Annotated in this window: 20 protein-coding genes and 1 pseudogene; 14 read left to right on the top strand and 7 right to left on the bottom strand. The window is 74.0% G+C overall.

Going from position 1 to position 20,976, the window contains the following annotated elements; genetic code table 11:
• Positions 1-206 precede the first annotated feature (206 nt).
• A pseudogene (locus tag Q0994_RS31635) lies at positions 207-1,181 on the bottom strand (DMT family transporter); the annotation flags it as partial.
• Here Q0994_RS31635 and Q0994_RS31630 point away from each other — a divergent pair.
• From Q0994_RS31630 to Q0994_RS31620, 3 genes are all read left to right on the top strand, one after another.
• Complete coding sequence (locus Q0994_RS31630) at positions 1,180-2,634, top strand: PLP-dependent aminotransferase family protein (protein ID WP_299541686.1); 1,455 nt, start codon at positions 1,180-1,182, stop codon at positions 2,632-2,634. The pseudogene Q0994_RS31635 and the gene Q0994_RS31630 overlap by 2 nt on opposite strands.
• A gap of 90 nt (positions 2,635-2,724) precedes the next feature.
• Positions 2,725-3,300, top strand: a complete 576-nt coding sequence (locus tag Q0994_RS31625; RefSeq protein ID WP_299541684.1) for a histidine phosphatase family protein — start codon at positions 2,725-2,727, stop codon at positions 3,298-3,300.
• A 127-nt stretch (positions 3,301-3,427) separates the two neighbouring features.
• On the top strand, positions 3,428-4,594 hold the full coding sequence (locus Q0994_RS31620) for a serine hydrolase domain-containing protein (RefSeq protein WP_299541682.1): 1,167 nt from the start codon (positions 3,428-3,430) through the stop codon (positions 4,592-4,594).
• Positions 4,595-4,788: 194 nt separating this feature from the next.
• On the opposite strand, the gene Q0994_RS31615 is transcribed toward Q0994_RS31620, so the two are convergent.
• On the bottom strand, positions 4,789-5,286 hold the full coding sequence (locus Q0994_RS31615; RefSeq protein WP_299541680.1) for a peptidylprolyl isomerase: 498 nt from the start codon (positions 5,284-5,286) through the stop codon (positions 4,789-4,791).
• 170 nt (positions 5,287-5,456) lie between these two features.
• On the bottom strand, positions 5,457-6,257 hold the full coding sequence (locus Q0994_RS31610; RefSeq protein WP_299541678.1) for a LysR family substrate-binding domain-containing protein: 801 nt from the start codon (positions 6,255-6,257) through the stop codon (positions 5,457-5,459).
• A 58-nt stretch (positions 6,258-6,315) separates the two neighbouring features.
• Here Q0994_RS31610 and Q0994_RS31605 point away from each other — a divergent pair, with 58 nt between their 5' ends.
• The 5 genes from Q0994_RS31605 to Q0994_RS31585 all read left to right on the top strand — a co-directional run bounded on the left by Q0994_RS31605 (position 6,316) and on the right by Q0994_RS31585 (position 11,154).
• Positions 6,316-6,726, top strand: coding sequence for a DUF5997 family protein (locus Q0994_RS31605; RefSeq protein WP_299541676.1), 411 nt, complete (start codon positions 6,316-6,318; stop codon positions 6,724-6,726).
• Positions 6,727-7,140: 414 nt separating this feature from the next.
• Positions 7,141-8,415, top strand: coding sequence for an ABC transporter substrate-binding protein (locus Q0994_RS31600; protein WP_299541674.1), 1,275 nt, complete (start codon positions 7,141-7,143; stop codon positions 8,413-8,415).
• Positions 8,412-9,299 (top strand): carbohydrate ABC transporter permease, encoded by an 888-nt coding sequence (locus Q0994_RS31595; protein WP_299541672.1) that lies wholly within the window; start codon positions 8,412-8,414, stop codon positions 9,297-9,299. The genes Q0994_RS31600 and Q0994_RS31595 overlap by 4 nt, the downstream gene beginning before the upstream one ends.
• A complete protein-coding gene (locus Q0994_RS31590; RefSeq protein ID WP_299541670.1) occupies positions 9,296-10,198 on the top strand; it encodes a carbohydrate ABC transporter permease in 903 nt (300 codons plus the stop codon). The genes Q0994_RS31595 and Q0994_RS31590 overlap by 4 nt, the downstream gene beginning before the upstream one ends.
• A gap of 173 nt (positions 10,199-10,371) precedes the next feature.
• On the top strand, positions 10,372-11,154 hold the full coding sequence (locus Q0994_RS31585; RefSeq protein WP_299541668.1) for a VOC family protein: 783 nt from the start codon (positions 10,372-10,374) through the stop codon (positions 11,152-11,154).
• 107 nt (positions 11,155-11,261) lie between these two features.
• Here the strand turns inward: Q0994_RS31585 and Q0994_RS31580 are convergent, their stop codons facing one another.
• Entirely contained in the window at positions 11,262-11,708 is a 447-nt protein-coding gene (locus tag Q0994_RS31580; protein ID WP_299541711.1) for an ATP-binding protein, read from the bottom strand.
• 413 nt (positions 11,709-12,121) lie between these two features.
• On the opposite strand from Q0994_RS31580, the gene Q0994_RS31575 reads away from it, so the two are divergent.
• The 6 genes from Q0994_RS31575 to Q0994_RS31550 all read left to right on the top strand — a co-directional run bounded on the left by Q0994_RS31575 (position 12,122) and on the right by Q0994_RS31550 (position 18,044).
• The gene (locus Q0994_RS31575) at positions 12,122-13,114 is read left to right on the top strand and encodes an alpha/beta hydrolase (RefSeq protein ID WP_299541666.1); all 993 of its coding nucleotides are present in this window, start codon (positions 12,122-12,124) and stop codon (positions 13,112-13,114) included.
• 96 nt (positions 13,115-13,210) lie between these two features.
• On the top strand, positions 13,211-14,239 hold the full coding sequence (gene argC / locus Q0994_RS31570) for an N-acetyl-gamma-glutamyl-phosphate reductase (protein WP_299541664.1): 1,029 nt from the start codon (positions 13,211-13,213) through the stop codon (positions 14,237-14,239).
• A complete protein-coding gene (argJ, locus tag Q0994_RS31565) occupies positions 14,236-15,390 on the top strand; it encodes a bifunctional glutamate N-acetyltransferase/amino-acid acetyltransferase ArgJ (protein ID WP_299541662.1) in 1,155 nt (384 codons plus the stop codon). Before argC ends, argJ begins: the two co-directional genes overlap by 4 nt.
• On the top strand, positions 15,387-16,289 hold the full coding sequence (gene argB, locus Q0994_RS31560; RefSeq protein ID WP_299541660.1) for an acetylglutamate kinase: 903 nt from the start codon (positions 15,387-15,389) through the stop codon (positions 16,287-16,289). Before argJ ends, argB begins: the two co-directional genes overlap by 4 nt.
• On the top strand, positions 16,286-17,482 hold the full coding sequence (locus tag Q0994_RS31555; protein ID WP_299541658.1) for an acetylornithine transaminase: 1,197 nt from the start codon (positions 16,286-16,288) through the stop codon (positions 17,480-17,482). Before argB ends, Q0994_RS31555 begins: the two co-directional genes overlap by 4 nt.
• A gap of 25 nt (positions 17,483-17,507) precedes the next feature.
• Entirely contained in the window at positions 17,508-18,044 is a 537-nt protein-coding gene (locus tag Q0994_RS31550; protein WP_299541656.1) for an arginine repressor, read from the top strand.
• A gap of 65 nt (positions 18,045-18,109) precedes the next feature.
• Here the strand turns inward: Q0994_RS31550 and Q0994_RS31545 are convergent, their stop codons facing one another.
• The 3 genes from Q0994_RS31545 to Q0994_RS31535 all read right to left on the bottom strand — a co-directional run bounded on the left by Q0994_RS31545 (position 18,110) and on the right by Q0994_RS31535 (position 20,783).
• A complete protein-coding gene (locus Q0994_RS31545; protein ID WP_299541654.1) occupies positions 18,110-18,808 on the bottom strand; it encodes a L,D-transpeptidase in 699 nt (232 codons plus the stop codon).
• Between the two features lie 64 nt (positions 18,809-18,872).
• Entirely contained in the window at positions 18,873-19,466 is a 594-nt protein-coding gene (locus tag Q0994_RS31540) for a pyridoxamine 5'-phosphate oxidase family protein (RefSeq protein WP_299541652.1), read from the bottom strand.
• A 99-nt stretch (positions 19,467-19,565) separates the two neighbouring features.
• Positions 19,566-20,783, bottom strand: a complete 1,218-nt coding sequence (locus tag Q0994_RS31535) for a hypothetical protein (RefSeq protein WP_299541650.1) — start codon at positions 20,781-20,783, stop codon at positions 19,566-19,568.
• Positions 20,784-20,976 lie beyond the last annotated feature (193 nt).

The raw sequence follows: 20,976 nt of genomic DNA, 5'->3' as shown, positions 1-20,976 counted from the left end.
CCCGGTCCGCCGAGGTCTTCACCGGCGGGGCCGTCGCCCGCGCTCACGCTCGCGCCGCCGGACGTGCCCTCGGGTGCGCAGGCCTCCGGGTGGGCGCCCGTTCCGACGGGTCCGCCCGTTCCGCCGCCGCCCCTTCCGCTGCCGCCCGGCCCGCCCGTTCCACCCGCGACGACCGTGGAGCCCGCTTCCCCCCGGCGGCGTGCGCCGCCCGACCGCTGGGTGGCCGCGATGCAGACGAGGACCGCCACCGCCGCGATCGGGGCCGCCGCGGAGACCTCCTCGCCCAGCAGCAGGAACGACCAGGCGAGCGTCAGCAGCGGCTGTGCCAACTGCAGTTGGCTGGCGCGCTCCACCCCGATCTCGGCCATGCCCCGGTACCAGACGTAGAGGCCGAGGAAGGTCGACCCGGCCGCCACCCACACCAGGCCCACGATTCCGTGCGCGTTCAGCTCGACCGGCTCGAAGGACAGGGCGACGACGGAGCCGGCCACCGCCACCGGGAGCGACAGCATCAGGGCCCAGCCGATCACCTGCCAGCCCGGCATGACCCTGGCCAGCCGGCCGCCCTCGGAATACCCGGCGGCGCAGACCAGCAGCGCGCCGAAGAGGTAGAGGTCTCCGGACGACAGGGCGCCGCCGCTCTGTGCCACCGTGAAGACGATCACGACCGCCGCACCCGCCACCGCCGCGCCCCAGAACGTCCGGGACGGCCTCGCCCCGGTGCGCAGCGAGGAGAAGATCGCGGTGGTCAGCGGCAGCAGTCCCACCACCACGGCGGCGTGCGAGGAGGTGGTGGTGCGCAGGGCGAGGGTCGTCAGCAGCGGGAAGCCGGCCACCACGCCACCGGCGACCACCAGCAGTCCGCCCAGGTGGCGCCGTTCGGGCAGCCGGGCGCGGGTCGCCAGCAGCACGGTCCCGGCGATCAGTGCCGCCAGCACGCTCCGCAGCCCGACGAAGGACCAGGGGCCGAACGACTCCAGCCCCCACACGGTGGAGGGGAAGGTCAGGGAGAACGCCAGTACCCCGAGCGCCGCGAGGCCCGTGCCGGTGCGCGAGGCGGGCCGGGGAGGCGGGCCGGACGCGGCCCCGGCGGCGAGGGAGGGGAGCATGTCGCGCGAAGTCGGTGCGCTGCCGTCGACCGCTATCGGTGAAGTCCCGATAGCGCTATTCTTCTCACTCATGGAAGAGCGTAGCAGTGTGGCTGAACTCGTGGAAGCGCTGAGGCGGGAGCTCGACCGCTATCCGATCGGTGGAAAGCTCCCGTCGAGTCGTGCACTCGTCGCCCGCTTCCGGGTGGGCCCGGTCACCGTGTCCCGAGCCGTCGCCCAGCTCGCCGCCGAAGGGCTCCTCGTCACCCGTCCCGGCGCCGGCGCGTTCCGGGCTGCTCCCCGCACCGCGCAGCCGTCGGCCGGCGACACCTCCTGGCAGGAGGTGTCACTCAGCGGCGACGGGGGACCCGAGGTCGTCCCCCGCAGCGTCGACGCGTCCGGGGTGCTGGTCACTCTCACCGCCCCGCCGGCCGGCGTGATCGAGTTCAACGGTGGATACCTCCACCCCACGCTCCAGCCCGAACGCGCCCTGTCTGCCGCGCTGGCCCGCGCCGGACGGCGGCCCGGAGCCTGGGAGCGGCCCCCCGTCGACGGGCTGCCCGAACTGCGCGCCTGGTTCGCCCGTGAGATCGGCCCCGGTCTGACCGCCGCCGACGTCCTGATCACGGCCGGGGGGCAGAGCGCCCTCGCCACCGCGCTGCGGGCCCTGGCCCCGCCCGGTGCGCCCGTGCTGGTCGAGTCGCCCACCTACCCCGGCATGCTCGCGGTGGCCCGCGCCACCGGGCTCCGCCCCGTACCGGTGCCGGCGGACGCGGACGGGGTCCGGCCCGATCTGCTGGCCGACGCGTTCCGGGCGACCGGCGCACGGGTCTTCGTCTGCCAGCCGCTCTTCCAGAACCCCACCGGCGCCGTACTCTCCCCGGCCCGCAGGGCCGAGACGATACGGATCGCCCGCGCCGCGGGCGCTTTCGTGGTCGAGGACGACTTCGCCCGCCGGCTCGCCCACGAGGACGCCGGGCCGCTGCCGGCACCCCTCGCCGCCGACGACCCGGACGGTGTGGTGGTGCACGTCTGCTCCCTCACCAAGGTCACCTCGCCCAGTCTCCGGGTCGGTGCGCTCGCCGCCCGCGGCCCGGTCCTCGAACGGTTGCGGGCGCTCCAGGTCGTGGACAGCTTCTTCGTCCCCCGGCCGCTCCAGGAGACCGCCCTGGAACTGGTCGGCGCCCCCTCCTGGCGCAGTCACCTGCGCCGGGTGGCGTCCGAACTGGCCTCCCGCCGGACCGTGTTGACCGCCGCCGTCCGCAGTCTGCTGCCCGAACTGGACCTTCCGCACGTCCCGGGCGGCGGGGGCAGCCTCTGGCTCCGCATCCCCGGCAGCGGGAGCGCCGCCCTCGAACCTGCCCTGGTCGCCGCCGCTTTGCGGGCCGGGGTCGCGGTCGCCCCCGGCCGCCCGTACTTCTGCGCGGAGCCCCCGGCCGGGCACGTCCGGCTGAGCTTCGCCGGGGTCTCCGGACCCGCCGAGATCGCCGAAGGCGCCCGGCGGCTGCGCGCGGCCTGCGACACGGTGCTGCCCGACACCCGCTGAAGCGGTGCCGTCGCCACCGGCCGGAACGGTCAACTCCCCCTTGTGCGCGCCCCCTTGACCTCCCGTGCGGCGGGGCCCACGATCGCCGCCATGACTGTTCGAGTCTCGCTGGTCGCGGCGGCACGCAGTTCCTCGCTGCTCGCCGAACGGTTCGGTGACGACCGGCCACTCGACCACGCGGGCTGGCGCGAGGTCCAGCTCGTCGCCCACGCCCTCGTCCCGCTCGGGGCCGCCGAGCTCCGCTACTGCTCCCCGACCCCGCGCAGCCGTGCCACCGCGGACGCGCTCGGCTTCGCTCCCATGGCCCAACCCGCCCTGCGCGACTGCGACATGGGGCGCTGGCAGGGGATGACGCTCGCCGAGGTCGCGGCCCGGGAGCCCGCCGCCGTGGACGCCTGGCTCGCCGACCCGCGCAGCGCCCCGCACGGCGGCGAATCGCTGCTCGCCTTCATCGCTCGCGTCGGTCACTGGCTCGACACCCGGCCCGCCGACGACGGGTCCATCGTGGCGGTGGCCGAACCCTCCGTCGTCCGCGCGGTGCTGGTGTACGCGCTGAAGGCGCCGCCCCCGGCCTACTGGAACGTGGACGTCCGCCCGCTCTCCACCGTCACCGTGGCCGGGTTCCCGGGCTGCTGGACCCTCAGCCTCGAACCGCCGGCGCGCTGACCCCTTCCCGTCGGTCCGACCAGTCGGTATGTTGCCGCCCACGGGGACGGCCACCGGCCGGCCTACGGCTCCGGCGGGGAGCCCGCAGGCCCGCGCCGCGCGGCCCCGGGACCCGAGGAGACCCCGCATGGCGCCGATCCACGACGTGCAGATCCACGGCCACTGCGACGACCGGTTCGCAGCGGTGCGCGACGCGTTCGAGCGGAACTTCACCGACCGGGACGAGCTGGGAGCCGCCGTCACCGTCCTCGTCGACGGCGCGCCCGTCGCCGACCTCTGGGGCGGCTGGGCGGACGCCGCCCGCACCCGCCCCTGGGAGCGCGACACGGTGGTGAACGTCTGGTCCACCACCAAGGGCCCCACCGCGCTCTGCGCGCACGTCCTGGCAGACCGCGGACTCCTCGACCTGGACGCCCCGGTGGCCGACTACTGGCCGGAGTTCGCCGCCGCCGGCAAGGAGTCCGTACGCATACGCCACCTGCTCTCGCACCGGGCGGGCCTCGCCGGACTGCGGGCGCCGCACACGCTGGAGGAGCTCTACGACTGGGACCTCACCACCTCCCGGCTGGCCGCGACGGAGCCCTGGTGGGAGCCCGGCACCCGCTCCGGATACCACGCGATCACCTACGGATTCCTGGTGGGCGAGGTCGTCCGCCGGATCACCGGCCTGCTGCCGGGGGAGTTCCTGCGCCAGGAGATCACCGGCCCGCTGGACCTCGACTTCGCCATCGGTCTGCCGGAGAAGGAAGCGGGCCGGGTCGCCGAACTCGTCCAGGCGCGGCCCGCCGGGGGTGATCCGGCCGCCGCGTTCGCCGCGATGGGGCCGCTGGCCGTCGCCTCGCTGGCCAACCCGCCGAGCGGTGCCCGCGCCGCCAACACCGACGCCTGGCGGGCGGCCGAGATCCCGGCCGCCAACGGTCACGGCACGGCCCGCGCGGTCGCCGCGCTCTACGCCGTCATCACCGGCCGGGGCAGCCACGACGGACACCGGATCCTGTCCGAGGAGGCGGCCGAGCGGGTACGGGAGGGGCAGGGCCCCTGCCGCGACCTGGTGCTCGGGGACGGCTTCGCCCACGAGACGGAGATCGCGCTCGGCGTCTGGCTGAGCGGGGAGAACGGCTCCTACGGCCCGAACCCGCGGGCGGTCGGCCACGACGGGGCCGGTGGCTCCTGCGGACTCGCCGACCCGGAGGCCGGGGTGTCCCTCGGCTACGTCATGAACCGGATGGGGCTCCGCCTCGCCGACGATCCGCGCAAGATGGCGCTGATCGAAGCGGTGTACGCCTCGCTCTGAACGCCGGACGGGCCCGGCCCACGCGCACGGGCGGGCCCGGCTTCCGCGTACGCGCACGGGCGGACGCCCTGCCGACGCGTACGGGACGGGCCCGGACACGACGACGCGCAGGCCGCCGCGGGGAGCGGCGGCCTGCGCGTTCGGGTATCAGCGTGTGATCCCCGTCATGATCTACTCCGAGCAGTGGTGCGTGATCAGAGGACGCCGCTGTCGGAGATGGTGATCTTCGCCGAGGTGCGGCCGCTGCCGGAGCCCAGGCTCTCGATCTTCTTGACGACGGCCATGCCGGCCTCGTCGGCGACCTCGCCGAAGACGACGTGCTTGCCGTCGAGCCACGGGGTCAGGACGGTGGTGATGAAGAACTGCGAGCCGTTGGTGTTCGGGCCGGCGTTGGCCATCGACAGCAGGCCCGGCTTGGTGTGCTTGAGCTGGAAGTTCTCGTCCGCGAACTTGTCGCCGTAGATGCTCTTGCCGCCGGTGCCGTCACCGCGGGTGAAGTCGCCGCCCTGGAGCATGAACTCCGGGATGACGCGGTGGAAGGACGAACCCTTGTAGCCGAAGCCCTGCTCGCCGGTGGCGAGGGCGCGGAAGTTCTCGACCGTCTTCGGGACGACGTCCTCGAACAGGTTGAACGTGATCCGCCCGGCGGGCTCGTCGTTGATGGTGATGTCGAAGTAAGCCTTGATGGTCATACGCCCATCCTGACATTTTCCGCGCCGGACATCACACCGGGGGGAGGGCGGCGAGTGGCGCCGGGCCCCGGCTCCGGGCCCGCGCCCCCGGTTCCCGCTGGTCCCGTGGGCGTCGTACGGGGAGGGGACCGTGCAGGCAGCGGGAAACGGGAGGATCGCGGGGGAACGGGTCAGCGCCGGCCGCGGGGCTTTCCGCCCTTGGCGCCCTTCGCGCCGCCCGAGCCGCCGCGTCCCCCCTTCGGGCCGCCGGAGCCGCCTCGGGGGTTCTTGCCCGCCGCCTTGCCGGGGGCGGGCTTGCGCCGGCCGTCACCGCCCGCGCGCTTGGCGGTCTTCTCCTGCTGGGGCTGGGCGGCGGCCGCGTTGCGCCCGCGCGAACTGTTGACGGTGCGGCCGCGCACGATGCCGATGAAGTCCTCGACCAGATCGGTCGTCCGGTCCTCCGGCCAGGACAGTGCCACCCGTGACTCGGGCGCGTCCGTCAGCGGCCGGTAGGTGAGGTCCTTGCGGTGGTGCAGCCGGGCCAGCGACTGGGGTACCACCACCAGCCCGATGCCTGCCCCCACCAGGGCCACGGCGTCCTCCGTGGTGGCCGGGCGCTCCAGCGCGGGCCGCCCCGGCGGGCGCTCCCAGTCCAGCGGGTCGTCCAGCGGATGCAGCACGATCTCGTCGGCGAGGTCCTCCGGCGACAGCTCCTCGACCGCCGCCGCCACATGGTCCTTGGGGACCACCACGACCGTGGTCTCGGTGTAGAGCGGGATCGCGCTGAGGTCCTCGCCGTCGACCGGCAGGCGGACGAAACCGGCGTCCGCGCCGCCCTCGCGCAGCAGCGCCGTCGCCTTGCCGGGCTCCACCGCGACCAGCGTGAGGGGGACGTCCGGGAGCCTTTCGTTCCAGATACGCACCCATTTGGTGGGGGTCACGCCGGGCACGTAGGCGAGCCGGAAGGAAGGGGAAGCGTCGGAGCCAGTCACGTCGCCAGGCTACCGGTCGTGGTCGGAGGTATCGCACACGCTCGCTACCCTTGACACCATGACGTCGCACCAGACCACCCAGACCATGAAGCCGGCCACGGCCGCGAAGAAGCTGGGTGTGTACCTCGAAGCCACCCCCGCCGAGTTCCGGGAAGGCGTCGTCTCGCGCGCCGAGCTGAACGCGCTCCAGGCCGATCCGCCCGCCTGGCTGCGCGACCTGCGCCGCGACGGCCCGCACCCCCGCCCCGTGGTGGCGTCCAAGCTGGGCGTCTCCATCTCCGGCCTCGCCCGCGGCGGGGTCACCGACGCGCTCACCACCGAGCAGATCGAGGCGCTGAAGCAGGAAGACCCCGATTGGCTGCGGGAAGAGCGCGCCACCCAGGCCGACGTCCGCAAGGAAGCCGTCCGCATCAAGGAGCTGCAGGCCGCGAAGGCCGCCAAGACCGCGGAGCGCGCCGACCAGGACTGAGCTCCCCGGCCCGCCGGCCCCGGCCCGCGTCCCGTCCGCCCCGTACGTCCCCGCCCGTCCCTCCGGACCGGCGGGAACGTGCGGGGCGGACGCGTGGAGGGCCGCTTCCGTCCGTCGCCCCGCCCCCGCCCCCGTACGCCGGGCACCGGCCCCTCACGCAGCCGCCCGCGGACATGCCCGGCGAGGGCGTCTCCGCCATGGGCTCCCGTCCCCGGCCACCGGCACCGCCACCCGCCACCCGTCCGCCTCGTGTCGGTGCGCGGCGCGGTGGCGCTCGGCTGCGAACGTAAGCGGGTCCCCGGACCGGCGGTTCCGGTTCCGGGAACGCACGTGCGCCGCGCGGGGCACGCCCCCACGGACGGGGCGCACTCGCGCGGGGCCCGCCCGGTCCGCCTAGCACCTTACGGAGTCGCCATGACCACCGGTCGCAGCCGCCGGGGGTTCCTGCGCGCCGGGGGTGGGGCCGCGGCGGCCGTCGCGCTGGGGTCCGGGTCGTCCGGGTGCTCCGGCGACTCCGGGGACACGCTGCGGATCGTGGGCGTCGCCGACCAGCAGCAGCCGGTGCGGGAACTGCTCGCGCTGTACCGCGAGAGCCGGCCCGACCAGTCCTTCACCACCTCGTTCGCCCCCACCGACCAGGTGCAGACGGTGGTCCGTACCCAGCTCGCCGGCGGCAACGCCCCGGACGTGCACGTGGTCTATCCCGGCAGCGGCAGCGCGATGTCCATGGTCGAACTGGCCCGCACCGGGCTCCTCACCGACCTCAGCGCCCAGCCCTGGACGCGGAACGTGCCGGCCGCCTTCGACACGGCCTACCGGTACGAGGGGCGCACCTACCTCTACTCGGCCGGCAGCTGCGTGATCGGCGCCGTCCACAACAAGAAGGTCTTCGCCCGCGTCGGCGTCGAGCCGCCCACCACCTGGCGGGAGCTGCTCGCGGTCTGCGCGCGGCTGAGGGCGCGGGGTGTCGTGCCGATCGCGCTCGGCGCCCAGACGCCCTGGGTGACGCAGCTGATCAGCTACGCGCTGGTCCCCGAGGCGGTCTACGCGGGCAACCCCCGGTTCGACGACGACCTGGCCGCCGGCCGGACCAGCTTCCGGGACTCGGGCTGGGCCGACGCGCTGGACAAGTACGACGAACTCCGGCGCAGGGGGTACTTCAACGACAACCCCAACGGCACCACGTTCGAGCAGCAGACCGCGATGGTCGCCACCGGCAAGGCCGCCATGGCCGTCCAGGTCTCCGCCGTCCTCGCCGCGTTCCGGGCGGCCGCGCCGGACCCGGACGACCTGGCGATGTTCCCCTTCCCCGGCGGCGACGACCCGGCGCGGCCGTGGATCGCCGCCGGGACCGTGGTCGGGCTCGGCGTCTCCGTGCGGGCGGAGCCGGCCACCCCGGCGCGGGACTTCGTCGCCTTCCTCGGGCGGCAGGAGAACATCGACCGCTGGGCGGCCGCCGTCTTCGCGATCCCGTTCCGGCGGACCGCCTCCACCGTCGTCGACCCGGTGCTGGAGCCCTTCCTGCCGATCGTGGACGCGGACCGGGCCGTGCCGTTCATGGACCAGCGCTGGCCCAACGCCGAGGTGCAGCCCACCCATCTCGCGGCCGTCCAGGACCTGCTCTCCGGCGGGACGGACGTGCGCGGCGCGCTCGGCCGGATGGACGAGGCGTACGGGAGGTCGTCGTGAGCCGCCCCCGCCGCGACCTCACCGTGCCGCCCTGGGGGTTCGTCGTCCCCGCCCTGCTCGTCTACGCGGTCGTGGTGCTCGGCCCGAGCGTGGCTGGGGTGGCGTACGCCTTCACCGACTGGTCCGGCATCGGCGCCGCCTCGTTCGTCGGCCTCGACAACTTCCGCACCCTGCTGGACGACCGGCGGACGCTGGACTCGGTGGCCAACACCCTGATGCTCACCGTCGCCGTGGTCGTCGTCCAGAACGCCGTCGGCCTGCTGCTCGCGCTCGGGGTCGACTCCGGGATCCGCAGCAGGGCGCTGCTGCGGGTGATCTTCTTCGCCCCCGCGGTCGTCAGCCCGGTGATGGTCGCGTTCCTGTGGAAGTACGTCTACAACCCCGAGGCCGGGGCCGGGATCAACGGGCTGCTCGGCACGGTGGGACTGGGCGGCCTGCGCCAGGACTGGCTCGGCGACCCGTCGCTCGCCCTGTGGTCGGTGGCCGCGATGGTCGTCTGGCAGTACGCCGGGTACTCGATGGTCATCTTCCTCGCCGGGCTCCAGGGCGTCCCCGCCGAACTGCACGAGGCCGCCAAGATCGACGGCGCCGGGACCTGGCAGCGCTTCCGCTGGGTCACCTGGCCGATGCTGGCCCCAGCCCTGACGGTCAATCTCATGCTGTCGACGATCGGTGGCCTGAAACTCTTCGACCAGGTCTACGCCGCCACCAACGGCGGGCCCGGAACCGCCAGCGAAACCCTGTCCACGGCACTGTTCAAGGAGGCCTTCGTGTACGCGAAGTTCGGTTACAGCACCGCGGTCGCGCTGGTGCTCGCGCTGTTCGTGGCCGCCGTCTCCCTGGTCCAGCTCCGCTTCCTGCGCGCCAGGGAGGTCGCCGCGTGAGCGGCGGCAGTACTTCCGGCGGGGCCGCACCGGCCGCCCACCGCACCGGGCGCCGTACCCGGCCCGCCGCCGCCCGCCTCCGGCAGCGGTACGGCGGGTACCTCCTGGAACTGGTCATGGTGGCGGCCGCGGTGGTGTTCCTGTTCCCGGTGTACGCGCTGATCACGCTGGCGCTGAAGGAACCCCACCAGATCGCCGGGTCCCCGCTGGGACTGCCCGTCCCGCCCACCGCGCGCAACTTCGGCAACGCCTGGTCGTCGGCCTCGCTGGGGCCCGCGCTCGTCAACAGCACCGTCATCACCGGCGCGAGCCTGCTGCTCCTCGTGGTCCTCGGCTCGACGGGCGCGTACTTCCTGGCCCGCCGCGCCACAGGCCTCGGATACGGCCTCTACATCCTGTTCCTGCTGGGCATCGTGCTGCCCTTCCAGCTCGGGATGATCCCGCTGTACAAGCTGGTCGACAGCATCGGCTGGCTCGGCACCTACCAGGGCATGATCCTCTTCTACACCGGGATCCAACTGCCGTTCACCGTCTTCCTCTACACCGGCTTCGTGCGTGCCCTGCCGCCCGACTACGCGCAGGCCGCCCTCATCGACGGCTGCGACCACCGGCAGGCGTTCACCCGGATCGTCTTCCCGCTGCTGCGGCCCATCACCGGCACGGTGATCATCCTCAACGCCGTCTTCGTGTGGAACGACTTCTTCACCCCGCTGCTCTACCTGGGCGGCTCCGGCAAGGAGACCGTGCCCGTCGGGGTGTTCACCTTCGTCGGCCAGTACGTCTCGGACTACGGGCTCGTCTTCGCGGGCCTCGTCCTGGCCGCGCTGCCGGTCCTGGTGATGTTCCTGCTGCTCCAGCGCTACGTCATCAAGGGGTTCGCCGGCGGCCTCAAGGGCTGAGCCCCGTCCGGGGGGTCCGGGGAGCGGGGCGGGGCGGCCGTGCGGGTGAACCCCCGGCCCGCCCGGCGTCCGTGGGCGGCCGGGCCGTGCGCGGGTCGGCATCGTGGCCTCCTGCCCGATCCGCCCGTCCCACCTTCACGTCCCACCTTCCGTCCCACCTCCAGGAGGACCGCATGCCCGGTACCGAGTTCGCCGACGGAGCACCCAACTGGCTCGACCTCGGCAGCCCCGACACCGGGGCCGCCACCGCCTTCTACGGGGCCGTCTTCGGCTGGCGGTTCGTCTCCGTCGGCCCCGACACGGGTGGATACGGCTTCTTCCAGCTCGACGGGAAGACCGTCGCCGCCCTCGGGCCGCTCACCGAGGAGGGAGCGCGTCCCGCGTGGATGATCCACTTCAAGACCGACGACGTCCGGGCCACTGTCCGGGCCGTCGCCACCGCCGGCGGCACCGTCCGGATGGAACCGGTGGACGTCATGGGGGAGGGGTGGCTCGCGCAGGCCACCGACCCGAGAGGCGCCGAATTCGCGCTCTGGCAGCCCGGCCGGACCACCGGCCTCGACATCACCTTCGCCCCCGACACGCTCCTCTGGGCGGAGCTGCACACCCCGGAGCCGGCCGCGGACATCGCGTTCTACCAGGGGCTGTTCGGCTGGCGCGTGCAGGAGCAGCAGACCGGGGGGATGACGTACCGGGTGCTCAGCACCCGGGAGGGCGAGCAGCGGACCAGCGCCTTCGGAGGCGCCGCACCGACGGGCCTCGGAGCCGGCGACGGCCCCCGCTGGGTGCCGTACTTCCACGCGGTCGACGTCGACGCCAAGGCCGAGGCGGCGCGTTCGGCGGGCGGGACCGTGCTGATGCCGGTGGACGACGTACCCGACGTGGGGCGGATCGCCTGGCTCGCGGACCCGTCCGGCGCGGTGTTCGCGCTGCTCCAGCCGGACCCGAGGATGTGACGCGGGGCGCCGCCGCAGGGGCGGCCGGCCCCGAACCGCGCCGGGTCGGAGCGGGCGGCCCCGAACCGCGCCGGTCGCAGCGGGCGGCCCGCCCGAGCCACGCTGGGTCAGATCAGTCGGCCGACCATGTTCCCGGCCGGATCGTCGGCCAGCACCACCGTCGCCCGGACCCGCTTGCCCACCGGCTCGCGGTGCACCTCGAAGCTGCGGCAGACGGCCATCACGATCTCCATGCCGTGCTGCCCGATGCGGCCGGTGTCGGCGGCGCGGGCCATCGGCACCGCCGGTTCGCCGTCCCACACGGTCACCTCGACGGCCCCCTCGCGGATCGCGAGGGTCAGCGCGTAGGGGCCCGGCGCGTACTTGTGGGCGTTGGTGACCAGCTCGCTGACGACGAGCTGCACCGTTCCCATCACCCGGTCGGAGACCGGAAGACCGTGCACGGCCTGCACGTCGGCCAGGAACTCACGGGCCAGCGCCCGCGCCTCGCCGATGCCCTCGCCGCCTTCGTACGAGGCGGACACCACCAGGGTCCCGGGGGCCGACGACGCCATGCGTCGCGTCCCGCCGCTCACAGTCCCGGACATACCGCCGCCTCTCTCCGAACTCTCCCGTCACGCCCCTCCTGCCCCCGATTCCGGTCATGACGCATCCCAGGACACATCCCTCGCCACGATCGCAGGGCCGACCGGTGCGGGCCGGGGCTGATGGCGACCGGGCGAGCGGGCGGTGACCGGGCGAGCAAGCGTGCAGGCAGGCGGGGGTGCGGGCGAGCGAGCAAGCGTGCAGGCAGGCGGGGGTGCGGGCGCGTGTGCGGGTCGTCGGCGTACCGGGTCTTCGACGGCACCGCCACCGTTTCAGTCCCTCCGCGGGTTTGCCGGAACGGCAACGCCGATCGCGTCGGGCGGCCACCACGCCGCATGATCGGCGAGTGACCGCGTCCGCCCGTGCAACCGAGGAGAAGCCCATGCCCGCGCCGACCGCCGAACTCCGCCACCGCGTCATCGCGTCCCCGGCCGGCCGCCTGCACCTCGTCGAGCAGGGCACCGGCCCGCTGGTCCTGCTGGTGCACGGCTTCCCCGAGTCCTGGTACTCCTGGCGCCTCCAGCTTCCGGCCCTCGCCGCCGCCGGCCACCGGGCGGTCGCGATCGACGTGCGCGGCTACGGCCGCTCCTCCAGGCCCGCCGCGACCGACGCCTACCGCATGCTCGATTTGGTGGAGGACAACGTGGCCGTGGTCCGCGCCCTCGGCGAGCGGAGCGCGGTGATCGTCGGCCACGACTGGGGATCCAGCATCGCCGCCACGTCCGCCCTCCTGCGCCCCGACGTCTTCCGCGCCGTCGGCCTGCTGAGCGTCCCCTACGCGCCGCCGGGCGGCCCCCGTCCCACCGACGTCTTCGGTCGAATCGGCGGCCCCGACCAGGAGTTCTACGTCTCCTACTTCCAGGAGCCCGGCCGCGCCGAGGCGGAGATCGAGCCCGACGTCCGGGGCTGGCTCGCCGGTTTCTACGCGGCGCTGTCCGCCGACACCATGCCCGGCCGCGACGAGCCCGACCCGCACTTCGTCGCCCCCGGAGGACGGCTGCGGGACCGTTTCCCCGCCGGACCGCTCCCTGCCTGGCTGAGCGGGAACGACCTCGACGTCTACGCGGCGGAGTTCGAACGCACCGGCCTGACCGGCGCCCTCAACCGCTACCGCGCCCTGGACCGCGACTGGGAGGACCTGGCACCCCACCGCGGGGCCCCGATCGAGCAGCCGTCCCTGTTCATCGGCGGCGCCCTGGACGCCTCCACCACCTGGATGTCCGACGCCATCGACGCCTACCCCGCCACCCTCCCCGCCCTGTCCGCCTCCCACCTGCTGGAAGGCTGCGGCCACTGGATCCAGCAAGAACGCCCCGGCGAGGTCAACCGCCTGCTGACCGGCTGGCTCACCTCCCTGCCGCCACTCGCCGGGTGAAGCGGCCGGCGGTTCCGGGGCAGGCGGCTCACAACGCGCCCTTTGCATAAAACTGCGCACCTGCGTATAGTCATGCCATCGACGAGGAGGATTTCGATGGTGGTACGTGCAGCGGTGGCCGGGGCGAGCGGGTACGCCGGTGGTGAGCTGCTCCGGCTCCTGCTGGTGCATCCCGAGGTCGGGATCGGCGCGCTGACCGGGAACTCCAACGCAGGGCAGACGCTCGGCGCGCTCCAGCCGCACCTGCGGCCGCTGGCCGACCGGGTGCTGGAGCCGACCACCGCCGAGGTCCTCGCCGGACACGACGTGGTCTTCCTGGCGCTCCCGCACGGCCAGTCCGCCGCCGTCGCCGAACAGCTCGGCGACGAGGTGCTGGTGGTCGACATGGGGGCCGACTTCCGGCTGAAGGACTCCGCCGACTGGGAGAAGTTCTACGGCTCGCCGCACGCCGGCACCTGGCCGTACGGGCTGCCCGAGCTGCCCGGCGCGCGGCAGGCGCTGGCCGGGTCCAAGCGGATCGCGGTGCCCGGGTGCTATCCGACCGCCGTCTCCCTCGCGCTCTTCCCCGCATACGCCGCGGAGCTCGCCGAGCCCGAGGCCGTCGTCGTGGCCGCCTCCGGCACCTCCGGCGCCGGCAAGGCCGCCAAGCCGCACCTGCTCGGCTCCGAGGTCATGGGCAACATGACCCCGTACGGCGTCGGTGGGGGGCACCGGCACACGCCGGAGATCGTCCAGAACCTCAGCGCCGCCGCGGGCGAGCGGGTCACCGTCTCCTTCACCCCCACCCTCGCGCCGATGCCCCGCGGCATCCTCGCCACGTGCAGCGCGAAGGCCAAGCCCGGCACCGACGCGGCCTCGCTCCGCGCCGCCTACGAGAAGGCGTACGCGGACGAGCCGTTCGTCGACCTGCTGCCCGAGGGGCAGTGGCCGGCGACCGCTTCCGTGTACGGCTCCAACGCCGTGCAGCTCCAGGTCGCGTACGACGCGGAGGCGGGCCGGGTCATCGTGATCAGCGCCATCGACAACCTCGCCAAGGGCACCGCGGGCGGCGCCCTGCAGAGCATGAACATCGCCCTCGGACTCCCCGAGGACACAGGTCTCTCCACGATCGGAGTCGCACCGTGAGCGTCACGGCAGCACAGGGATTCTCGGCGGCGGGCATCGCCGCGGGGATCAAGGACAGCGGAAACCCGGACCTGGCCCTGGTGGTCAACCTCGGGCCGCGCCGCGCCGCCGCGGGTGTCTTCACCTCCAACCGCGTCAAGGCCGCCCCCGTCCTGTGGTCGCAGCAGGTCCTCAAGGGCGGTGAGGTGACCGCGGTCGTCCTCAACTCCGGCGGCGCCAACGCCTGCACCGGCCCCCAGGGCTTCCAGGACACCCACGCCACCGCGGAGAAGGCCGCCGAGGTCCTCGACGGCCACAGCGCCGGCGAGATCGCCGTCTGCTCCACCGGCCTCATCGGCGAACTGCTCCCGATGGACAAGGTGCTGGCCGGTATCGGGACCGCCGCCGCCGCGCTGAGCGAGCACGGCGGCGAGAAGGCCGCCATCGCCATCAAGACCACCGACACGGTGCACAAGACCGCCGTCGCCGGCGGCGACGGCTGGACCGTCGGCGGCATGGCCAAGGGCGCGGGCATGCTCGCCCCCGGTCTCGCCACCATGCTGGTCGTCCTCACCACCGACGCCGACGTGGACACCGCCGGACTGGACGCCGCGCTCCGCGACGCGACCCGCACCACCTTCGACCGGATCGACTCCGACGGCTGCATGTCGACCAACGACACCGTGCTGCTGCTCGCCTCCGGGGCGAGCGGGGTCACGCCCGCGCGGGAGGCGTTCGCCGAGGCCGTCCGGACCGTCTGCGACGACCTGGCGCGCCAGCTCATCGGCGACGCCGAGGGCGCCTCCAAGGACATCCGGATCGAGGTCGTCAACGCGGCCACCGAGGACGACGCCGTCGAGGTGGGCCGCACCATCGCCCGCAACAACCTCCTCAAGTGCGCGATCCACGGCGAGGACCCCAACTGGGGCCGGGTGCTCTCCGCGATCGGCACCACCGGGGCCGCCTTCGAGCCCGACCGGTTGAACGTCGCCATCAACGACGTCTGGGTCTGCAAGAACGGCAGCGTCGGCGAGGACCGCACCCTGGTGGACATGCGCTACCGTGAGGTCAAGATCACCGCAGACCTCTCCGCGGGCGCCGAGTCCGCCGTCATCTGGGCCAACGACCTGACCGCGGACTACGTCCACGAGAACAGCGCGTACAGCTCATGAGTGCGGCGCGGAAGCACACCGCACTCCCGAAAGCGCAGATCCTCATCGAAGCGCTGCCCTGGCTGACCAGGCACAACGGCAAGATCGTCGTCATCAAGTTCGGCGGCAACGCCATGATCGACGACGATCTCAAGGCGGCCTTCGCCCAGGACGTGGTCTTCCTCCGGCAGGCCGGCCTCAGGCCGGTCGTCGTGCACGGCGGCGGCCCCCAGATCAGCGCCGCGCTCGACCGGCACGGACTGGTCAGCGAGTTCAAGGCCGGGCTGCGGGTCACCACGCCCGAGGCGATGGACATCGTACGGATGGTCCTCGCCGGACAGGTGCAGCGCGAACTCGTCGGCCTCCTCAACCAGCACGGCCCCCTCGCCGTCGGTCTGACCGGCGAGGACGCCCACACCATCACCGCGGTCCAGCACCTGCCGGTCATAGACGGCGAAGCCGTCGACATCGGCCGGGTCGGCGAGATCACCGCCATCGATACCGGCGCCATCCAGGCGCTGCTGGACGACGGCCGGATCCCGGTCGTCTCCTCGATCGCCCGGTCCGCCGACGACCACCACGTCTACAACGTCAACGCCGACACCGCGGCCGCCGCGCTCGCCGCCGCGCTGAACGCCGAGACGCTGATGGTCCTCACGGACGTCGAGGGCCTCTACGAGGACTGGCCGAACAGCGACGACGTGATCAGCCGCCTCACCGCCACCGAGCTGGAGAAGCTGCTGCCGGACCTGTCCAGCGGCATGGTCCCCAAGATGCAGGGCTGCCTGCACGCCGTGCGCAACGGCGTCGAGACGGCCCGGGTGATCGACGGCCGGGTCCAGCACTCGATCCTGCTGGAGATCTTCACCGACGAGGGAATCGGCACGATGGTCGTGCCCGACGCGCAGGGGGAATCATGAGCGGCAGCGGTCTGACCGAGCGCTGGCAGGGCGCCCTGATGGACAACTACGGCACCCCGCCGCTCTCCCTGGTGCGCGGCGCCGGGGCGCGGGTGTGGGCCGAGGACGGTACCGAGTACCTCGACTTCGTCGGCGGCATCGCCGTGAACGCGCTGGGCCACGCCCACCCGGCCGTGGTCGAGGCGGTCACCCGCCAGATCTCGTCCCTCGGCCACGTCTCCAACCTCTTCGTCGCCGAACCCCCGGTGGCCCTCGCCGAACGGCTGCTCCAGCTCTTCGGCCGGACCGGCCGGGTCTACTTCTCCAACTCGGGCGCCGAGGCCAACGAGGCCGCCTTCAAGATCGGCCGGCTCACCGGGCGGACCCACATGGTCGCCACCGACGGCGGCTTCCACGGCCGGACCATGGGCGCCCTCGCCCTCACCGGCCAGCCCAGGAAGCGCGCGCCGTTCCTGCCGCTGCCGTCCGAGGTCACCCATGTGCCGTACGGGGACGTCGAGGCCCTGCGGGCGGCCGTCACCACGGACACCGCCCTGGTGATCATCGAGCCGATCCAGGGCGAGAACGGCGTGGTCGTCCCGCCGAAGGGCTACCTGGAGGCCGCCCGGCAGATCACCCGCGCCACCGGCACCCTGCTGGTGCTCGACGAGGTGCAGACCGGCGTCGGCCGGTGCGGCCAGTGGTTCGAGCACCAGGCCCACCAGTCCGTCGAGCCCGACATCGTCACCCTCGCCAAGGGCCTCGGCGGCGGCCTGCCGATCGGCGCCACCGTCGCCTTCGGCCCGACCGCCGAGCTGTTCGGCCCCGGCCACCACGGCACCACCTTCGGCGGCAACCCCGTCGCCTGCGCCGCCGGACTCGCCGTCCTCGACACCCTCGCTGCGGACGGCGCGCTGGACCAGGTCAAGCGGCAGGGCGAGCGGATCCGCGACGCGGTGGAAGGCTGGGGACACCCCCTGGTCGACCACGTCCGCGGCTCCGGCCTCCTGCTGGGTATCGTGCTCACCGGGCCCGTCGCCGCGCAGGTGCAGCAGGCGGCCCAGGGAGCCGGACTCCTGGTGAACGCCCCCGCCCCCGACGTCGTACGGCTCATGCCGTCGCTGCTCGTCGGGGACGAGGAAGTCGACGCGTTCCTGGGAATCATGCGCGGTGCTCTCGAAGCGGTGCACGGGGACGGACGATCCGGAGCATGAACTCCCGGAGAATGAGGCGACGACGATGACCGAGGCCCAGGAGAACGACCACGGGGGGCCCGCGGTGCCGCAGACCCGGACGGCCCGCCACCGCCGGATCGTGGACATTCTCAACCGGCAGCCGGTGCGCTCGCAGAGCCAGCTCGCCAAGCTGCTCGCCGACGACGGACTGAGCGTCACCCAGGCGACGCTCTCCCGCGACCTCGACGAGCTGGGCGCGGTGAAGATCCGCAACACCGGCGGCGAACTCATCTACGCGGTGCCGAGCGAGGGCGGATTCCGCACCCCGCAGGCACCGCTGGGCGGGTCCGCGAAGGAGGAGCGGATGCGCCGCCTCTCCGCCGAACTGCTCATCTCGGCGGAGGCGTCGGCCAACCTCGTCGTGCTGCGCACCCCGCCGGGCGCCGCGCAGTTCCTCGCCTCGGCCATCGACCAGGCCGAACTCCAGGACATCCTCGGCACCATCGCCGGGGACGACACGCTGATGCTGATCAGCCGCGACCCGGCGGGCGGCCAGGCCCTCGCCGACCACCTGCTGCGGCTGGCGCAGAACGACCGCTGACGCGCGACGCCCGCGCGGGACGGAGGGGGACACCTTCCGCCCCGCGCGGGCGCGTCCCGTCGCGTTCAGTACCGGGTGATGCGGGTCGGCCCCGAGGCCGTCCCGATCGCGAGGTGCGGGCGTTTGCCCGGCTTCGCCCAGGCCAGGATGCGGTCCATCGCCCCGGCCGGCACGGAGACGCAACCCGCCGTCGCGCCGCTGCCGTTGACGTGCAGGAAGATGCCCGCGCCCCGGCCGCGCACCGGCTTCGCGTAGTTGAACCCGACGACCAGCCCGCGGGCGTACTGCGCGCGGTAGGTGATCAGGTGCTCGGCCTCCGCCGCCCGGCAGTCGGACGGCCGGGGCTCCACCCACCGGTTGTACGCGCGGGCCGCGTTGTCCTGGCACCACCAGGAACGCTCCGTGACCCGGCGGTACGGGTACGTGGCGCCGGCCGGGGCCGGCCGGATCCCGAACGCGTACGGCAGCCCGTACAGCCCGGTCGGCGTGGTGCTGGTGCCCTGCTCGCGGGTGCGGCCCTCCACGAGGCCCCCCGAGCCGAACCGGGCCGGCGCGGAACCCGCCTTCGTCCACCGGCCCCGCCGCAGCTCCCACCAGGTCACCCGCCCACGGGTGGAACCGGCCGAAGGCGCCTCGGCGGTGATCAGTTGGGTGCCGCCGCCGGTGTCGGCCATCCGCGCGGGCAGCGGGCGGTCCGGCGGCCCGGCCGCGAGCGAGCCGGCGAGGGCGAACAGGACCGGCACGGTGACGAGAGCTCTGCGCATGCCCGGACCGTACGGCGGTCCGCGACCCCGGCCCAGCGGCCCTACGCCGTACGGCCCCGGTCGGTCACCCGGCGGACGGCAGCGGCGGCAGCGGCAGGGGGAGCCCCGGCAGCCCGTCCAGGGACGTCGCGATGTGCTCCTTCTTCCCGAAGTACGCGTCGAGGCTCTCGTCGTCCTCGCGCGCGAAGCGGTCCCCGTGCAGCGTCCGCTCACCCTCGTACGCCAGGTACGGCACCGCGAAGCCGCAGGTGTCGCGGACGAGTTCGGCGCTCACGACGACGACGGCCCGCAGCCCGTGCGACTCCACGGCCACGCCGGGGAAGCGGGCCACCAGGTCCGGGAAGCGGGGGTCGTCCCGGAACACCGGCTCGCCGCGTCCGTGCACCCGCACGATGTTCGGCGGCCCCTGGAAGGCGCACCACATCAGGGTGATCCGGCCGTTCTCCCGCAGATGGGCGACGGTCTCGGCGTTGCTCCCGGCGAAGTCCAGGTAGGCCACGGTGTGTTCGTCCAGCACCGCGAAGGACCCGGCCACCCCCTTGGGCGAGAGGTTGACGGTCCCTTCGGCGTCCAGGGGCGCGGTCGCGGTGAAGAAGACCTGCTGTGCCTCGATGAAGGCCCGCAGACGTCCGTCGATACGCTCGTACGTTTTTCCCATGGGGTCAGTGTCGATCTCCGGCGCGCCGGCCCGCACGCGCTTTTCCGGCCGGGGGTGCGCCCCGTGGCCGGATCGCGTGCCCGGTGTCCGCGTGCGCCGTCACTGCCGGGTCGCGGCCCGCAGCAGCCGTCGAGCCGCCACCCGCACGTGGGGCGGCCGGTCGTCGGCCGTCCTGTCCCGCAGCCGGGCGCCCGGCAGCCGGGCGGCGTCGGGCAGCAGGGCGCGGGTGACCGTCCGCACCACGGCGGACGACGGGTCGTCGAGCAGCGGGAGGAGCCGTTCGTGGCGGGTGGCGTCCAGCAGGCGCAGGCCGGTCACGGCGTGGACGCGGACGGCGGGCACCGGGTGGCCGGTGAGGGCCCACAGCGTGGCGACGTCCTCCTCGCTCTGCCCGCCGCACTCGCCGAGCCCGGTAGCGGCCGCCGGATGGCGTCCGGCGTCCGCGCACAGTTCGCGGTAGCGGGGCAGCGGGTCCGTGCCGTCCTGCCGCAGCACGTAGCGGGCGCAGGCCCGCACGACCCCGGAACGGTCGGCGAGGAACGCCACGGCCTCCGGATGCCGGCCCGCCCGGCGCAGCGCGGTGACCCCGGCGGCCCGGACCTGCGCATTCCGGGCCGTCAGCAGCAGGTCCACCACGGGTCCGTCCCCGGGGCCCCGGACGGAGGCGACCGCCGCCTCCGCGCACATCGTCGCGACCTTCGGGTCGGCGTCGGCCGCGGCGATCCGGGCCAGCCGGGCGGGGGAGAGCGTGCCGCGGTCCAGTGCCGTGCGGTGGGCGGTCCGGCGCACCGCGCGGTCGTCGTCGGTCAGGAGCGCGGCGATCACCTCCGGCGTCGCGGCGTCCACCGCACGGCCGAACAGCTCCCGGGCGAAGCCGCCCCGCTCGCGCCGGGACAGGCGCAGGATCAGGCTGCCGTGGAGCAGGACCGTGGAGTGGGGGAGCCCTTCGAGCAGGGTCCGGGCGGCTTCGCGGACCTGCGGCACCCAGTCCGTCGCCCGCAGCAGCAGGAGCGGGGTGAGTTCCGGCAGGGCGGCCAACGCCTCCAACGCCGCCCGGCGGACCCGGCCGTCCGCGTGGCACGCGGCGAGTGCCCGTCTCCTCGGGGACAGACCGGCGACGGACTCCGGGTCGACGCGGTCGCCGGGGGCTTTCCGGCGTCCGGGCACCAGGAGGTTGCCCAAGCCGCCCCGGGGGGTCCGCCGGTACACCGGGAGGGTCAGGGCGCCGTAGCGGAGGGCGTCGCGGGCGGCGTGGTCGAAGGCGATCCAGACGTCCGGGCCGGCGCCGGCGAGCGCGGCGTCCAGTGCCGCGTCCACGCCGTACCCGTACCCGTAGGGGTCGGCGGACGCCGGCTCCCGGCCGGGAGTGTCCGGCGCGGGAGCGCGCCCCGCCCCGCTCGTCGCATCGGCCTTCGCCCCGTCACCCATCGTCCGGCCCCCGTCCCCGGCAGCCGTGCGTCCGCCGGCCCGCCCGCGCCGACTGTAAGGGACACGAGGACGCGGGGGCATC

Source organism: uncultured Streptomyces sp. (assembly GCF_947488945.1).
Classification (GTDB): Bacteria; Actinomycetota; Actinomycetes; order Streptomycetales; family Streptomycetaceae; genus Streptomyces.
This window is presented reverse-complemented; position numbering and strand designations above follow the sequence as displayed.

Bases quoted from the DNA above. Each gene is read 5' to 3' on its own strand.
- Q0994_RS31575 (WP_299541666.1), top strand. From the start codon at position 12,122: ATGCCCGCGCCGACCGCCGAACTCCGCCACCGCGTCATCGCGTCCCCG.
- Q0994_RS31605 (WP_299541676.1), top strand. From the start codon at position 6,316: ATGACGTCGCACCAGACCACCCAGACCATGAAGCCGGCCACGGCCGCG.
- Q0994_RS31620 (WP_299541682.1), top strand. From the start codon at position 3,428: ATGGCGCCGATCCACGACGTGCAGATCCACGGCCACTGCGACGACCGG.
- Q0994_RS31615 (WP_299541680.1), bottom strand. From the start codon at position 5,286: ATGACCATCAAGGCTTACTTCGACATCACCATCAACGACGAGCCCGCC.
- Q0994_RS31550 (WP_299541656.1), top strand. From the start codon at position 17,508: ATGACCGAGGCCCAGGAGAACGACCACGGGGGGCCCGCGGTGCCGCAG.
- Q0994_RS31545 (WP_299541654.1), bottom strand. From the start codon at position 18,808: ATGCGCAGAGCTCTCGTCACCGTGCCGGTCCTGTTCGCCCTCGCCGGC.
- Q0994_RS31625 (WP_299541684.1), top strand. From the start codon at position 2,725: ATGACTGTTCGAGTCTCGCTGGTCGCGGCGGCACGCAGTTCCTCGCTG.
- Q0994_RS31600 (WP_299541674.1), top strand. From the start codon at position 7,141: ATGACCACCGGTCGCAGCCGCCGGGGGTTCCTGCGCGCCGGGGGTGGG.
- Q0994_RS31585 (WP_299541668.1), top strand. From the start codon at position 10,372: ATGCCCGGTACCGAGTTCGCCGACGGAGCACCCAACTGGCTCGACCTC.
- Q0994_RS31630 (WP_299541686.1), top strand. From the start codon at position 1,180: ATGGAAGAGCGTAGCAGTGTGGCTGAACTCGTGGAAGCGCTGAGGCGG.
- argC (WP_299541664.1), top strand. From the start codon at position 13,211: ATGGTGGTACGTGCAGCGGTGGCCGGGGCGAGCGGGTACGCCGGTGGT.
- Q0994_RS31540 (WP_299541652.1), bottom strand. From the start codon at position 19,466: ATGGGAAAAACGTACGAGCGTATCGACGGACGTCTGCGGGCCTTCATC.
- Q0994_RS31555 (WP_299541658.1), top strand. From the start codon at position 16,286: ATGAGCGGCAGCGGTCTGACCGAGCGCTGGCAGGGCGCCCTGATGGAC.
- argB (WP_299541660.1), top strand. From the start codon at position 15,387: ATGAGTGCGGCGCGGAAGCACACCGCACTCCCGAAAGCGCAGATCCTC.
- Q0994_RS31580 (WP_299541711.1), bottom strand. From the start codon at position 11,708: ATGGCGTCGTCGGCCCCCGGGACCCTGGTGGTGTCCGCCTCGTACGAA.